This window comes from Pseudomonas sp. LBUM1645, assembly GCF_059716185.1.
The window spans coordinates 2,968,610-2,982,103 of the sequence record NZ_CP166811.1 but is presented as its reverse complement, the minus strand read 5'-3'; the positions used below and the strand labels follow the sequence as shown (position 1 = coordinate 2,982,103).

Sequence of the window (13,494 nt, the reverse complement as noted above, 5' to 3'; positions counted from 1 at the left end):
GCAATCGAAAATCAGAAAGTTGTCTTGAAGGTGGCCGTGACCATGCCGCGATCCTTGAGCTGGGCCGGGGTCCCGCCGAAGGCGGTGGTTTGACCGGGTACGCAGTTGTACTGGCCGTTGGCACCTGGTGCAGCGCCGTCTCCCTGACTGCCAGCGCTACCTGGCGAACTGCAAGTGTCGAATGGACCGAAGTTGTCCACGTATTTCAGGTCGAAGCGGTACTGGTTGCGCACATCCATGCCGATACCGATCGAGTAGCTGCCGGAATCCTCGTTACCGCCCAACTGCACGGCGGAGTTGCCGTTGAGGCCGACGTTGTAGGTCATCGGCATATACATATCGATGCCCGGGAAGACCTGGAACCAGGTCGGGTTGAAGTTGACACCAATGATGTAGTTGTCTTTGGTGACCTTGTCGGTGCCGTGGTACCAGTCCTCACCCTTGAACAATTGCTTGTTGTCGGTCACTTTCAGCCAGCGGCTGTAGCCGAGCTCGACCAGCAACGAGGAGCTGTCCCACAGTGGCGTGTCGCCAAAGGTGGTCAGGCCGTTGAGCACAGCGTGTACGGTGTTGCCGCGGGCCACGCCGTCGTCGCCATTAAAGCTGCCGATGAAACCGGGCAAACCCGCATTGGCCGCCGCCGGATTGACGGTGCCGGCCACGCTGGCCAGCGGCATGTTTTCGCGGTAGTTCAAGTCGAAGCCGACGCTGACGTCGCCGATGCTTTTCGACAGGCTGATGCCATAAATATCGATGTCATCAACGTAGAACTGGTTGTAGCTGCCAATGTTGCCGGAGATCAGCTGTGCCGGGCCGACAGCGGTTGGCTGCAGGACCAGGTTGGGCAGGATGTCGGAGGTGTTGCGGTAGTAGAAACCGAGCGTGCCGTCGAGCCATTCCGGGCTCCACTTGGCCATCAGGCCGAAGTCGCCATGCTTGTCCGGAGTGAAGGTATGGCCGTTGCTCAGGCGCAGAAATTGATTGGCTCCGATGGCACCCGGGGCACCAAAAAACGGATTCTGCGCGCCGATCAGCGACAGGTTATGCCCGCCATTCTGGATACCATCGTTGAAGCCCAGGTACGTGCCGGACTCCGGCAGGCGCGATGCATCCCAGTCGAGGAAGTACTGCGCAGCGAGGGTCAGTTCCGGGCTGACCGTGAAGCTGGTGGACAGCTGGTTGCGCGGAATGAACAACTCCTTGGCTTCGGTGCCGGGCACCGCCAGCGCCTTGGAAATGTCCAGACCGGACTGGCCGTAGCTGTTGCCGTGGGCAAAGGCCAGGATGCTTTCACCCCAGTATTGGGTGTGCTTGCCGAGCTTGGCGCTGAGGATCGACTCCTCGCCGATTTCCGTACTGCCGAAAACGAAGGCATCGAGAATCTCGGCCGACGGTCCGTTGTAGTAGCGATCGGCGTAGCCGCTTATGTGGCGGGAGTCCGGTACACCGTGGTTGAGCTGGTTGGTTGCCGCGTTGTCGCTGCCGACATTGTCATAGGCGTGGTCGTACCACGTGTTGGTGCTGACGCGAAAACCGGCCTTCTCCTTGTAAGTCACATCCAGTTCAGAAAGCACATCCAGGCGTTGGGACACCGCACTGCCGGAAGAGAAGTTGCGGTTACCGTCATTGTTGTTCCATGAATTGGCCAACTTGCTGTTAGGACTTTCGACCCGCTGGGCATAGTTGAACTTGAACGTGTTGTCGAAACGCACCGCCCAGTCTTCATTGCCGGTATTGACTTCGAAGGCATGAGCCGCCGGCAACGCAGCGACGAACAGCGCCGAGGCCAGCAGGGTTGGCTCCCACACACTCACACCAGTAATTTTGTTGATTCGCATACGTTGGCTCCGATTTTTTTTGTTTTTGTTTTTATGTTCATGTTTATGAAAAAAACATCTGGCCGCCCAATTCGGGCGTGACAGTGCTCACCACTCTTATCCCCATCAGGGGAGCGTTCGATTCATTCAAAGTGACCCAATCAATACCGCCGGAGTCAGCACACCCCACGGCATTGAACGACCCGACTCAACTACCGAGTCGTATCAACAGCAACACCAGCCCCAGCAAGAACACGGTTTCACCGACCATCAACAGGATGGGTTTGAGCCCCACCGTCGCCAGTTCCTTCAACTGGATTTTCATCCCCAGCGCACTGATGGCCACGACCAGGCACCAGCTCGACAACTGGTTGCCCAAAGTCTGCACCGCTGAAGGCAACCAACCGAAACTGGTTACGGCGGCCAAGGCGATGAAAGCCACGGCAAACCAGGGCAACAATGGCGGCCTCTCACCTGTCCCCTGCCCCCCCTGAGAACGGGTGATCAAAACAGCACAGACGATGACCGGCAGCAGCATGGCGATCCGCATCAGTTTCACCACCGTGGCGGTATCGCCGATGTCATGGGACATGCTGTACCCGGCGCCAACCACCTGAGCGACGTCATGGATGGTGGCGCCGAGAAACACCCCGGCCTGCAGCGGGTCCAGGCCGAGCGCCCGGGCAATCACCGGATACAGAATCATCGCCAGGGTCGACAGGGCGGACACGCCAATGACCGTGAACAACGTTGCGCGCTCCTTGGCATGATGGGCAGGCAACGCCGCCGCCAATGCCAGCGCCGCAGAGGCACCGCAGATTGCAGTCGCGCCACCGGACAACAGACCGAACAACACGTTGAAGCCCAGGGCGCGCGCCGCCAGCATGGACACCAGAATGGTGACCACCACCGACACCACAACGATCAACACCGGATGCCAACCGAGCGCCGCAATCTGCTCCAGCGAGATACGCATTCCCAGCAAGGCAACGCCGACACGCAGCACTTCACGGGAGCTGAAATCGATACCGGTTTTACTCGGCCCTGCCGCCAGAAAATTCATGGCCATGCCGAGCAAGAGTGCCAGCAGCATCACCGGTGCCTGGTATTGGTCGGCCAGGAATCGCGCCGCAATAGCGACCACGATGCTGGCCAGAACACCCGGCAAGTGCTGGCTGACAACCGACTGAAACTGAATGACGGCAGACCTGGACATAAGCTAAACCTTGATTCCCATGGCCGGCACCGAACGCGTGCTTTCACGCTTGATCCGCGCCGCCACATAAAAGAAGAACCCGCCCAACACCAACGCGAGAATGTCGCTGACCAGCAACACGTGGGTCAGCGGCGACTCCACGCCGGCCGTCGTCAGCGCATCGCTGATCCAGCCCACGACAAAGGTGCCCAGTGCCACCGAAAACAGGTTCAACAGGAGCATTGAGCAGCCCATGACCGTCGAACGCATGCGCACGGGAACGGCGCCCTGAATCGCGGTGGTCGCGGAACCGTAAAGCGACATCAGCATGAAGATGCCCACCGCCATCCCCACGTAGAACAGCGGCGAATCAGTCGGCACCAGCCGATAAGCGATCATGAACGGCGCGCACACCATCATCAGCAGCACCAGCACACTGGCGTGGCCGCCCTTGAAACGAGGCGCCAGGCGATCGCTCAAAACGCCACCTGCCAAGGCGCCCAACGAGCCAAAGACAATCTGCATGACGCCCATCGTCGTGGCGATCGTGGCGGGGTCCATTCCCCGCTCGCGGGCAATCCAGAGTTGCGCGAACGAAATGCCCGGATAGACCAGATGCGCCAGCACAAAACCGGCCACGGTGTAGCGAACGACACGGTTGCTATTCAGTTCACCGAGCACAGCTGCCATCTGAGTCTTGAGCGGAGCACCACGCTCTTGCACGGTGTTGTTGCTGCGTTTGTCGCTCATCAGCATCAAAGGCAGGCCGATGACCACCCCGCAAACTCCCAGAACATAGAACGTGGTGCGCCAGCCATGGGCGGCGCCGAGGGTGCCCGCCAACAGAAAGCTGCAGCCAATGCCCAGCGGAATGCCAAGGTAGAACAGCCCCATCGCCGTGCCCCGGCGTTTCTCCGAGAACAGCTCCATCAACAGCGCGGTGGCGGCGGGAACCAACGCTGCTTCACCGGTGGCCACCAGAAAACGCGCCGCCACCATTTGCTCGAAGTTCTGCACGAATCCGGAGGCTACCGTGCAGGCGCTCCACACGAGCATGCCTGCACCGATCACCCGTGGCCGACTGTGCCGATCGGCCAGCGCACCGAGAAACACCGCCATCACGCCATAACTCAGCACCCAGACCGCACCGACCAGAAAGCCGTACTGCGCGTTATTGATCGCGAGCTCGCCGGTGATTTGCGGTGCAAAGCCCAGCAGAATATTTCGGTCCACCTGAGCCAACAGGTGAATCACCATCAGCGTTGCCAACACGGCGCAAGGACTCTTTTTCCAGAACATCGTCTGTACCTTTGAGTTGTTTTTATGAAGGTAAGGCCGGATGCCGCTCGTCCTGCCAGGACTAGCGCATGGTCCGCCGCTTCGGCCCAAGGGAAAGTGCAGTGATGCGATACGCGTCACCCACCCAATTGCACAGCAGCGGACGGGTGCTGTCTGGCTCGATGATGTCAATGACGCCAAAGCGCTCGGCTGTGCGCAGCGGCGAAGCCAGGGCCTGGTAATGGGCCTCCAGTTCTTTGCGCCGTGCCAGTGGATCATCGGCTGTGGCGATTTCCTGCTTGTAGGCGGCTGCGACCCCACCCTCGATCGGGATCGAACCCCACTGTGCCGAAGGCCAGGCAAACCGGTGCGGCAGTGCCGTGCCCGTCGGGCCGTGCCAAGGGCTGACCATGGCCCCGGCGAGTCCGACACAGCGGCGCAACACGATGGTGATGACGGGCACACTGGCCTGCTCGATTGCATGTACGGCCTGCATCGCCGCACTTAACGTTCCCTGCATTTCCGCCTCTTGCCCGGTCATGACACCCGGCTGATCCACCAGGAAGATCAGCGGCAAATGGAAGGTGTCGCACAGGTCGATGAAGCGGGTCTGCTTGAGCGCCGCAGCACGGGTCAGCGCGCCGCCACCGACTCGCGGGTTGTTGCAGATGATCCCCACCGAGTAGCCGTTGAGACGGGCAAACGCGGTGATAGTCGACGCGCCGAAATCCGGGGACATCTCGAACAGACTGTCTTTGTCGACCAGCGACTTGAGGATCTTGTGCGGATTGAAGATCTTGCGCCGATCATGGGGAATGGCATCGTTGAGCCACGCGTCGCGGCGACCGGGCGAGTCCGTCGATGTCACCCTCGGCGGCTGTTCCCAGACATTGCCCGGCAGATAGGACAGGAAGCGCTTGGCCAACTCCAAAGCCTCGGCGTCGGTATTGGCGGCCAGATTGATCATGCCGCTATGACGATGCACCTGGTCGTAACCACCGAGGTCATTCTTGTCGATATCGATACCGAACGCCTGCTTGACCACGGGTGGGCCGGCCGCAAATACCTGGCTCTGGCCACGCACCATGATCGCAAGGTGTGAGGCGGCAACCCGCAACGCACCAAGACCCGCACAGGCGCCATGGGCAATGCCGACAACCGGCACCGCACCCAACAGATTGGTAATCGGCAACAAGGCATAACCGGGAATCTTGGTATGACCGAGCTTATCGAGCAGCTTCACACTGCCGCCGGCGCTGTCGATCATGCGAATGATCGGCAGTTTGTATTCCCATGCGTAACGATCGGCATAGATCCACTTTTCAGCGACCGCCGCTTCCGACGAACCGCCGCGAATGGTGAAATCGTCGCCCGCCACCACGGTACGCCGCTGTTCGATCGTGCCTACGCCGACGACTGCTGTGCTTGGCGTAGCGGAGGCAATTTTGCCTTCCGCCGTGTACTTCACGGCGCCGGCCAGGATGCCGAATTCCTCGAAGCTTTCGCTGTCCAGCAGGTGGCCTATGCGCTCACGCGCCGTGAGTTTGCCCTGGGCATGATGCTTTTCCACCGCTTCCGGGCCACCCAATGCATAGGCGACTTCTCGACGCGCGCGGATGTCGGCGAGTTCCAGCGACCATTCAGGGGCAACAGGCGTGCTCATGATGATGTCCTCTCCTGACGCGCGAGATAGTCATCGCGCAAAATGTTTTTCACGACTTTGCCGGCGTTATTGCGCGGCAAAGCGTCAACGAACTCAATGAGACGTGGCTTCTTGTAGCCGGCGATTAGTGCAACGCAATGACTGCCAAGGGCCTCGCTGTCGACCGTGGCGCCTTCGCGCTTGACGACAAATGCAGCGATCCGCTCGCCCCACTCCGGGTCGGGCAATCCAATAACCGCCACTTCGACCACTTGTGGATGGCTTTCCAACGCATCCTCGACTTCCCGTGCGTAGACGTTGAAGCCACCGGAAATAATCATGTCCTTGTTGCGCCCGACGATATAAAGGAAGCCCTGCTCGTCGAGGTAGCCCAGATCGCCTGAGTAGTACCAGCCATCACGAATGGCTTCGGCTTCCAGATCGGGACGCCGCCAGAAGGCCACTTCGCCGATGCCGTCGGTGGCGATGGCGATCTCACCGATTTCTCCCGCTGCCAGCTCCTGGCCGTGAACATCACGCACGGTGATCTGCACGTTCGCAGTCGGTTTGCCGCACGAACGCAACACGCCGTCTTCCGCGTGTTCGTGCGGGTACAGCACCGCCAGCGGCTGGACCGCCTCGGTCATTCCGTACTGCTGACGCATCACCGGACCGAACCGCGCAATCGCCCGGCGAATCAGGTCCACGGAGGTCGGCGCCGTGCCGTAATGAATGCACTTGAGCGACGACAGATCCGCTTCGACGCCGCTGTCGAGTGTGTCCAGCAAGCGCGTGAGCATGGTCGGCACGCACATCATTTGCGTGATGCGATGGCGCTCGATTTGCCGCAGTGTTTCCAGCGGCTCGAACTTCTCGAGAATCACATTGCGCGCACCCCGCAAGTAGCACGGCAGCAAATGGACGCCTGCAGCATGGGTCAAGGGACCGACGTGCAACATCGCATCCTGCACGCCAAGGCTGTATTCCATGGCGTAGAAGTGGTTGCTCAAGCGTTCGTACCAGCGCTTGACCGTGTAGGTCACGCCCTTGGGTTTTCCGGTAGTGCCCGAGGTATAAGCGATACGCAGCAGCGCATCCGCGGAAACTTGAATATTGGGAGCATGTGCCGGCATGGAAGCGAGTATTTGCCGGTAATCCAGTACCTGCTGCGCCTGCCAATCGAGCGCCATCACATGATGCAAACTCTCGACACTACCCAGAACACCCAAACCGATCTCACGGAACTCCGGCCCCACCACCAACAGACTTGCCCCGGCGTCGTCCAGGATTGCGATCTGCTCGGCCAGCGTATGCCGGGCATTCAGCGCGACATAAACCAGCCCCGCTTTCTCGACTGCGAACACGCTCTCGATAGCCTCGGGCGAGTTGTTCAGTAAAACAGCGACGCGCTCCCCAACCTGCAACCCAAGGGAAACCAGGGCATGGGCCAGACGGTTACTGCCCGTCTCGACCTCGTCATAAGTCAGGCAGTTGTCGCCGAAGATCAGAGCGGTGCGGCCCCGGTGTTGCCGGGCAGCCCAACTGAGCATGAGTCCTGCGGTACGTTTTTTTGTCATAATCTTTTTTGTCTTATTGTCGACAATTTGACACAGCACTTGGGAGTGTTGTGCCCCCGTGTGAGTTATTCCAATTGATTCGATGCTGCTTGATGGGAAGCGTTGATCAACTCAACCATCATATTTGCGGCAACCGTGCTGCTGTTTTGTCTGAGTGCCTCGACCAGCTGACGCCAATGAATGACGGAAGCCTGCCGGCGCTCTGGCGAACGCAACCCCAACCGTGTGTAGCGAGCGGTCTGGATACCCAGCGCACCCATGAGTTCTGCCAGCTGCTTGTTACCGCACGACTGGAACAACAGCGTGCTCAGGCGGTAACTGCCCTGTGCATACTCATCCAGCGCATCCGATTGCGCAGCGATCAGCTCAAGCCGGGTGACGATGGCATCCATTTGATTCACTACAGATGCATCAAGATCCACCAGGTACTTGGCCAACAACCCGGCCAATACGGCGCGGATCTCGAACAGGTTGTCGATCTCCTGCCGGCTCAATGACGTTACATGCGCGCCACGTTGCGGCACGATGGTCACAACGCCGACCTTCTCGAGAATGCGCAGGGCCTCGCGAATCGGACCGCGGCTGACCTGGAAGTGGTCGGCCAGTTCCTGCTCACGCACCGAGTCTCCCGGTCCGTATTCACCGCGAAGAATCGCAAGCGTAATGCTCTCGGCAATCTGCTCCGGCATCGTCAACACGCGCTGGCGACCAGCCCGCATGATACCTATTGCACTACCGCCTTTGGCGGCCGACGCCGAACCTGCATTCATTGACATAGACTTCAATCGCACTCCATAAGCAAAACATCCTGGCCATCTTTTACCACTTCGCCCTCGGCCACGAGAACGCTGACCACTCGACCCGATTCCGCGGCCATCAAGGGAATTTCCATTTTCATGGACTCCATGATGACCAGCGTCTGATCCTCTTCAACGACATCGCCTTCGCGGACATGGATCTGCCATACCGTCCCAGCGACATCCGATTTAACCGCGATTGTACTCATTCTCGCCCCCTCCAAAACACAACTGTTTTCTGAAATCGCCGGGGCCTTGGCTGCCGCACGCTACGCTTTTTCTATCAAGTGCAGCGCAAGCGCCCTGGGTGATGGTCAGTACATTACGTGATTGTCTGATTGTTGACAATCCTACGTTTGGATGTTTTTATCGGTCAAGGCAATTCGAACAACAAGAGGCCCTGAGGCATGTCGCTCACACATAAAGAAGCACGAAGAATCCTGGAGATACTGGATCAGACCAGGCATTTGGACTTCCTTGAAGTCCGCATCGGCGACACCACGCTGACGGCCAGCAAGTCCGGCACGATTCAGCGTTCGCTGGAACCTGTGCAAGGCGCCGCGCCGGCAAAAACGGCACAGCCGGCGCCTGCCGTGGCGGCCACAAGCGAACCCGAAGTTGCCGCCGGTCAGGTCGCTGTGCGCGCGACCATGATGGGCACCTTCTATCGCAAACCCAGCCCCGACCAACCGTCGTTTGTTGAAGAGAACGCCACGGTGGAGACCGGCGCGCCCCTGTGCCTGGTCGAAGCCATGAAGCTTTTCAACACCCTCGCCTCCCCGGTGAGAGGTCGAGTCGTGCGCATCGTCGCCCAGGACCTGCAGATGGTTCAGCGGGACCAGTTATTGATGATTATTGAACCGGAGGTAAGCTGATGAGCGGCATTCCCGTAGCAACCCGTGACATTCGCCGGGTATTGATCGCCAACCGTGGCGAAATCGCTGTGCGCATCGTGCGTGCCTGCAAAACCCTGGGCATCGAATCGGTTGCGGCCGTCTCCGAAGCCGACCAGGACAGCCTGGCCGCCCGCCTCGCCGACCAATACGTGGTCATCGGTCCAGCGCCGGCGGCGCAAAGCTACCTGTGCGCCGATCTGCTGGTGCGCACCGCTCTGGAACACCGCTGCGACGCCATCCATCCGGGTTATGGCTTCCTGTCCGAGCGCTCACATTTCGCTCAAGCCTGTGAAGACGCAGGACTGGCGTTCATCGGCCCTTCTGCCGAAATCATTGACTCGATGGGCGACAAAATCACCGCCGTCGGTCTGGCGGAAAAAGCCGAAGTGCCGCGCGTACCGGGCTCGGACGCCGTGGCTGATGCCGACACCGCACGCACCATCGCCAGCGAAATTGGCTACCCCGTACTGTTCAAAGCGACAGCCGGAGGCGGCGGGCGCGGCATGCGAATCGTGCGCAGTGATGAAGAAGCCGAGGCAGCTTTCCGCTCGGCCTCCTCGGAAGCGCAAGCAGCCTTTGGCGATCCGACGTTGTATGTCGAGAAGTTCATCGAATTGGCGCGCCATATCGAAATCCAGATCATGGGCGACAAACATGGCAACGTGGTGCATCTGGGCGAGCGGGAGTGCTCGACGCAACGCCGTCACCAGAAGTTGATCGAGGAAGCGCCCTCTCCCAGCCTCGCACCGCAAACCCGCGAGCAAATGGGTGAATGCGCCGTCCGTCTGGCGAAAAATGTCGGCTACTTCGGCGCGGGTACGATCGAATTCGTGGTCGATGACCGTGACGGAAAATTCTATTTTCTTGAAATGAATACCCGCATCCAGGTCGAGCATCCGGTGACAGAGATGATCACCGGCTACGACCTGGTTGCCGAGCAAATTCGCATCGCCGCCGGCCTGCCGCTGTCTTTCAATCAGGCCGACGTAATGCTGGTCGGCCATGCGATCGAGTGCCGGATCAACGCGGAAGACCCAGACCGCAATTTCCTGCCGAGCCCGGGCCAGGTCAGCGAATGGCTGCCACCCAAAGGCAAAGGCGTGCGTGTCGATACCCATTGCTACAGCGGCGCCACCGTTCCTCCTTTTTATGACTCCCTGCTCGCCAAGCTGATCGTGCATGCGCCGACCCGTAGTGAGGCGATCGTGCTGATGCGCAAAGCACTGGAAGACATGAAAGTCGTGGGCCTGTCGACCACCGCCAGCTTCCATCACGCCGTGCTCGACCACCCGGACTTCGTCGCCGGCCTCGTCACCACACGCTGGGTTGAAGACGTCTTCGTACCCGCTCGCAAACAGGCGTTGAAACAAGCCAAGGAGCGCGCATGAGCATGACAACACTGGTCGATGTCAGCCTCAGCGACGGTCAGACCGCCGCTTGGGGCGGTGCTGCCGGCACCGCAATGCTGCTGGGCACGATGAACTCACTTGGCCACGCCCGACTTGCCGCCATCGAAGTCTTGAGCCCGGCCGTGATCGCACAATGTATAAGCCGTGACGAGAACCCGCTGCAACGGGTCGCCGCATTTCGCGAACGCGCCAATGGCACACCGCTGCGCGCCACCGTGAACCTGCTGCCCGCCCATGGACACATCGATGTGCTCGCTGGCGAAGCGCTGGGCACCTGGCTGCGATTGCTGGCCAAGTCCGGCATCAGTGAGGTCGTGCTGATTGATCCGCTGCTGGACCTTTCGCGTTTGGGCAGCGCCGTGCAGAAGGCGCAGACCAACGGCCTGACGGCCATCGTCGCCCTGCCCTACGTGGACGATCCCGAGCATTGCGATGCGTACTATTCGGCTTGTGCGGCAAGGCTGGTCCTGACCGGTGCACAGCGCATCATGCTGCGCGACGAAGCCGGCCTGCTGCATGTCGATCGCCTGCCCGGGTTGCTCTCGGCCCTGCGCAGCGGCGTTGATGGCAAACCTCTGGATCTGCACACACGCTGCCACACGGGTCTCGGCCCGCAGGTCGCGCTGGAAGCGATTCGACTCGGCATCGACCGCCTCGACGCTGCGTTGCCCGCTGTCGCCAACGGCGCATCGGCGCCGTCGCTGGCACTGTTGATCCGCTCTGCGGCGTTGCTCGAACTGCCACTGCAATCAACGGATCGGGATCGTATAAAAGAAGCCCAGGCTCAGCTTGCTGCCGTGGGGGATCAGGAAGGATTTGCCGAAAGCCTGCCCTGGGCCTTCGACCTGGCGCCCTACGAACACCAGTTGCCAGGGGAAATTGCCGCAGAAGCCATGCAGGCATTGCGCGAGCGCGGACGCCTGGCCGATCTGTTCGAGTTCTCCCATGAATGCACGCGCATTCGCCAGGAGCTCGGCCATCCGCCGATGCTGCAACCTTTCGCACAGGCGATTGCGCGACAGGCACTCGAACATCTCGATGCCAGCCCACGCTATGCCACGTTGCAGCCAACCTTGCGCCGCTGGCTGCAAGGTTGCTACGGCCCGATCGACACATCGCTGACCCGCCTGCAAAAACGCATCGGCGCCATCGCGAACCCCTGCCGTCCGATCAACCTGCCCGACACTGAAGAGGCGCTGGCGGCGCTGGTCTGCGGCTGCCCTGCGCTGCCGCCGCTGCACAAACTTCACTATGAAGTTCGCTCGCCTGAGCAAGCCCTGACGCAAGGACTGCTGCAACGCTGGCCCAACTACACCGTATTGAGTGTCACAGGCCCCGGTCTGTCCATCCATCTCGAACACAGCAAGGGGTGACATGTGCTGAATCAACTACGCGAAAAAGTAGCTGCGGAATTCGCCCGTACCGGCAAACATCGGCGTATCCAGCTGGTCGATGCCACCCTGCGCGATGCACACCAGTGTTTGTGGGCCACTCGCATGCGCACCGAGCACATGCTGCCGATGGCCGAGCGCCTGGATGCCTTGGGTTTTGATGCGATTGAAGGCGTTGCGTTGGTGCAGTTCGACGCCAGCGTGCTGTTCCTCAACCAGAGTCCACTGGAACGGCTACGCCTGTTGTCCGAACGCATCCGCCACACGCCGCTGCGCGGTGTCGTGCGCAGCAACATGTTGCGTAGCTTCTACCCCGAGCCGGACGATTTGAGTGAGCTGTACGTCGAACGTCTGGTCGCCAATGGTGCGCGCGATATCGGCTTTCTCGACTCCCTGCACTGCTGGGATAACCTGGTGCCTGCGATCACCACCGCCAAGCGACTCGGCGCGACAACGACCCTCGCCATGATTTACAACCTGGCGCCGGGCTACGACGCGCCGTTCTACGCCGCCAAGGCGCGCGAGGCCATCGAGCGCTTCGATATCGACGCCTTTACCTTCGGCGACGCTGGCGGCAGCATGACCGTGGAGCAGGTGCGCAGCATTGTGCCGGCGATCAAGGCCGTGATCGGTGATCGACCGCTGGAAATCATCACCCATTGCCTGAACGCGACCGGTTCGCTGGTTGCCATCGAAGCCGCGGTGCACGGCGCCGACCGTTTGCTGTGTTCGATCGATCCGCTGGCCAACGGCAATGCCGGACCGTCGGCGCAGATGCTGGCTCGCAACCTGCGCGAGATCGGCTTCGAGGTCAGTTTCGATGACCGCGCGGCAGACGAAATCGGTGAGTACCTTGCCGGGGTTGCCGAAGAGAACGGCTTCCCCGTGGGAGTCCCGGCGGAATACGACCCGGCGCACTTCGTTACCCAGTACGCCGGGGGCGCCATGTCCAATCTGCAATCGCAGCTTCAGCTGGCGGGAATCGCCGACAAGCTGCCGGTCGTACTCGAGGAGATCGGCCGCATTCGCGTGGAACTGGGCTCGCCAGTGATGGCTACGCCTTTCCCCGCCATGATCGCCGCACAGGCGGTGATGAATGTATTGAGCGGCGAGCGTTACAAGGTGGTGCCGGACGAAGTGAAAAAGTACGTGTGCGGCTATTTCGGCGCTCTGCCGCTGCCAGTAGACCCCGACATCAAAGACCGCGTGCTCGCCAACGGCTCCCGTGAGATTGCCATCACCCCGCCGGTGCTGGCGCCACGAGTTCCCGAACTGCGTCGCCGTTACCCCGGCCTGTCGGATGATGAACTGCTGCTGCGCGCCATGTACGGCGACGAAAAAATCACCGGGCTGGTGCCGATCGTGATCGACGACACCTTCAGTGTGCGTCGTCCGCTGCACGAACTGATTGCCGGTCTGGCCAAACTTCCGGAACAACGCCACGTGCATATCGCCATGGCCGGATTCGAATTGCGTACTCGCTGAGGCTGCC

At 60.5% G+C, this 13,494-nt stretch carries 11 protein-coding genes; 4 read left to right on the top strand and 7 right to left on the bottom strand.

The genetic code is table 11. The features are described from left to right. Positions 1–11: 11 nt before the first annotated feature. From ACA079_RS13420 to ACA079_RS13390, 7 genes are all read right to left on the bottom strand, one after another. The gene (locus ACA079_RS13420) at positions 12–1,838 is read right to left on the bottom strand and encodes a DUF1302 domain-containing protein (RefSeq protein ID WP_497703871.1); all 1,827 of its coding nucleotides are present in this window, start codon (positions 1,836–1,838) and stop codon (positions 12–14) included. Positions 1,839–2,025: 187 nt separating this feature from the next. After that, complete coding sequence (locus ACA079_RS13415; protein WP_497703870.1) at positions 2,026–3,033, bottom strand: YeiH family protein; 1,008 nt, start codon at positions 3,031–3,033, stop codon at positions 2,026–2,028. 3 nt (positions 3,034–3,036) lie between these two features. Further along, a complete protein-coding gene (locus tag ACA079_RS13410; protein ID WP_497703869.1) occupies positions 3,037–4,311 on the bottom strand; it encodes a spinster family MFS transporter in 1,275 nt (424 codons plus the stop codon). A 61-nt stretch (positions 4,312–4,372) separates the two neighbouring features. Next, positions 4,373–5,953 (bottom strand): acyl-CoA carboxylase subunit beta, encoded by a 1,581-nt coding sequence (locus ACA079_RS13405; protein WP_497703868.1) that lies wholly within the window; start codon positions 5,951–5,953, stop codon positions 4,373–4,375. Then, positions 5,950–7,509: a class I adenylate-forming enzyme family protein gene (locus tag ACA079_RS13400; RefSeq protein ID WP_497703867.1), complete on the bottom strand. Its 1,560-nt coding sequence runs from the start codon at positions 7,507–7,509 to the stop codon at positions 5,950–5,952. Before ACA079_RS13400 ends, ACA079_RS13405 begins: the two co-directional genes overlap by 4 nt. Positions 7,510–7,574: 65 nt before the next feature. Beyond that, a complete protein-coding gene (locus ACA079_RS13395) occupies positions 7,575–8,285 on the bottom strand; it encodes a GntR family transcriptional regulator (protein ID WP_497703866.1) in 711 nt (236 codons plus the stop codon). A gap of 5 nt (positions 8,286–8,290) precedes the next feature. Then, positions 8,291–8,515 carry an acyl-CoA carboxylase biotin carboxyl carrier protein subunit gene (locus ACA079_RS13390; RefSeq protein ID WP_403096799.1) on the bottom strand — a complete coding sequence of 75 codons (225 nt, stop codon included), beginning with the start codon at positions 8,513–8,515 and terminating at the stop codon, positions 8,291–8,293. A gap of 198 nt (positions 8,516–8,713) precedes the next feature. Between ACA079_RS13390 and ACA079_RS13385 the strand changes: the two genes are divergently transcribed. From ACA079_RS13385 to ACA079_RS13370, 4 genes are read left to right on the top strand one after another with little or no spacing between them, the layout of a single operon-like run. Further along, positions 8,714–9,181: an acetyl-CoA carboxylase biotin carboxyl carrier protein gene (locus ACA079_RS13385; protein WP_497703865.1), complete on the top strand. Its 468-nt coding sequence runs from the start codon at positions 8,714–8,716 to the stop codon at positions 9,179–9,181. Then, positions 9,181–10,590: an acetyl-CoA carboxylase biotin carboxylase subunit gene (gene accC, locus ACA079_RS13380; RefSeq protein ID WP_497703864.1), complete on the top strand. Its 1,410-nt coding sequence runs from the start codon at positions 9,181–9,183 to the stop codon at positions 10,588–10,590. Before ACA079_RS13385 ends, accC begins: the two co-directional genes overlap by 1 nt. Further along, entirely contained in the window at positions 10,587–11,984 is a 1,398-nt protein-coding gene (locus ACA079_RS13375) for an acetyl-CoA carboxylase biotin carboxylase subunit family protein (protein WP_497703863.1), read from the top strand. The genes accC and ACA079_RS13375 overlap by 4 nt, the downstream gene beginning before the upstream one ends. Before the next feature lie 3 nt (positions 11,985–11,987). Beyond that, positions 11,988–13,487, top strand: a complete 1,500-nt coding sequence (locus ACA079_RS13370) for a hypothetical protein (protein WP_497703862.1) — start codon at positions 11,988–11,990, stop codon at positions 13,485–13,487. The last annotated feature ends 7 nt before the right edge of the window (positions 13,488–13,494 follow it).

Coding starts and splice junctions, on each gene's coding strand:
- accC (WP_497703864.1), top strand. CDS start 9,181: ATGAGCGGCATTCCCGTAGCAACCCGTGACATTCGCCGGGTATTGATC.
- ACA079_RS13395 (WP_497703866.1), bottom strand. CDS start 8,285: ATGTCAATGAATGCAGGTTCGGCGTCGGCCGCCAAAGGCGGTAGTGCA.
- ACA079_RS13415 (WP_497703870.1), bottom strand. CDS start 3,033: ATGTCCAGGTCTGCCGTCATTCAGTTTCAGTCGGTTGTCAGCCAGCAC.
- ACA079_RS13400 (WP_497703867.1), bottom strand. CDS start 7,509: ATGACAAAAAAACGTACCGCAGGACTCATGCTCAGTTGGGCTGCCCGG.
- ACA079_RS13410 (WP_497703869.1), bottom strand. CDS start 4,311: ATGTTCTGGAAAAAGAGTCCTTGCGCCGTGTTGGCAACGCTGATGGTG.
- ACA079_RS13420 (WP_497703871.1), bottom strand. CDS start 1,838: ATGCGAATCAACAAAATTACTGGTGTGAGTGTGTGGGAGCCAACCCTG.
- ACA079_RS13385 (WP_497703865.1), top strand. CDS start 8,714: ATGTCGCTCACACATAAAGAAGCACGAAGAATCCTGGAGATACTGGAT.
- ACA079_RS13390 (WP_403096799.1), bottom strand. CDS start 8,515: ATGAGTACAATCGCGGTTAAATCGGATGTCGCTGGGACGGTATGGCAG.
- ACA079_RS13375 (WP_497703863.1), top strand. CDS start 10,587: ATGAGCATGACAACACTGGTCGATGTCAGCCTCAGCGACGGTCAGACC.
- ACA079_RS13405 (WP_497703868.1), bottom strand. CDS start 5,953: ATGAGCACGCCTGTTGCCCCTGAATGGTCGCTGGAACTCGCCGACATC.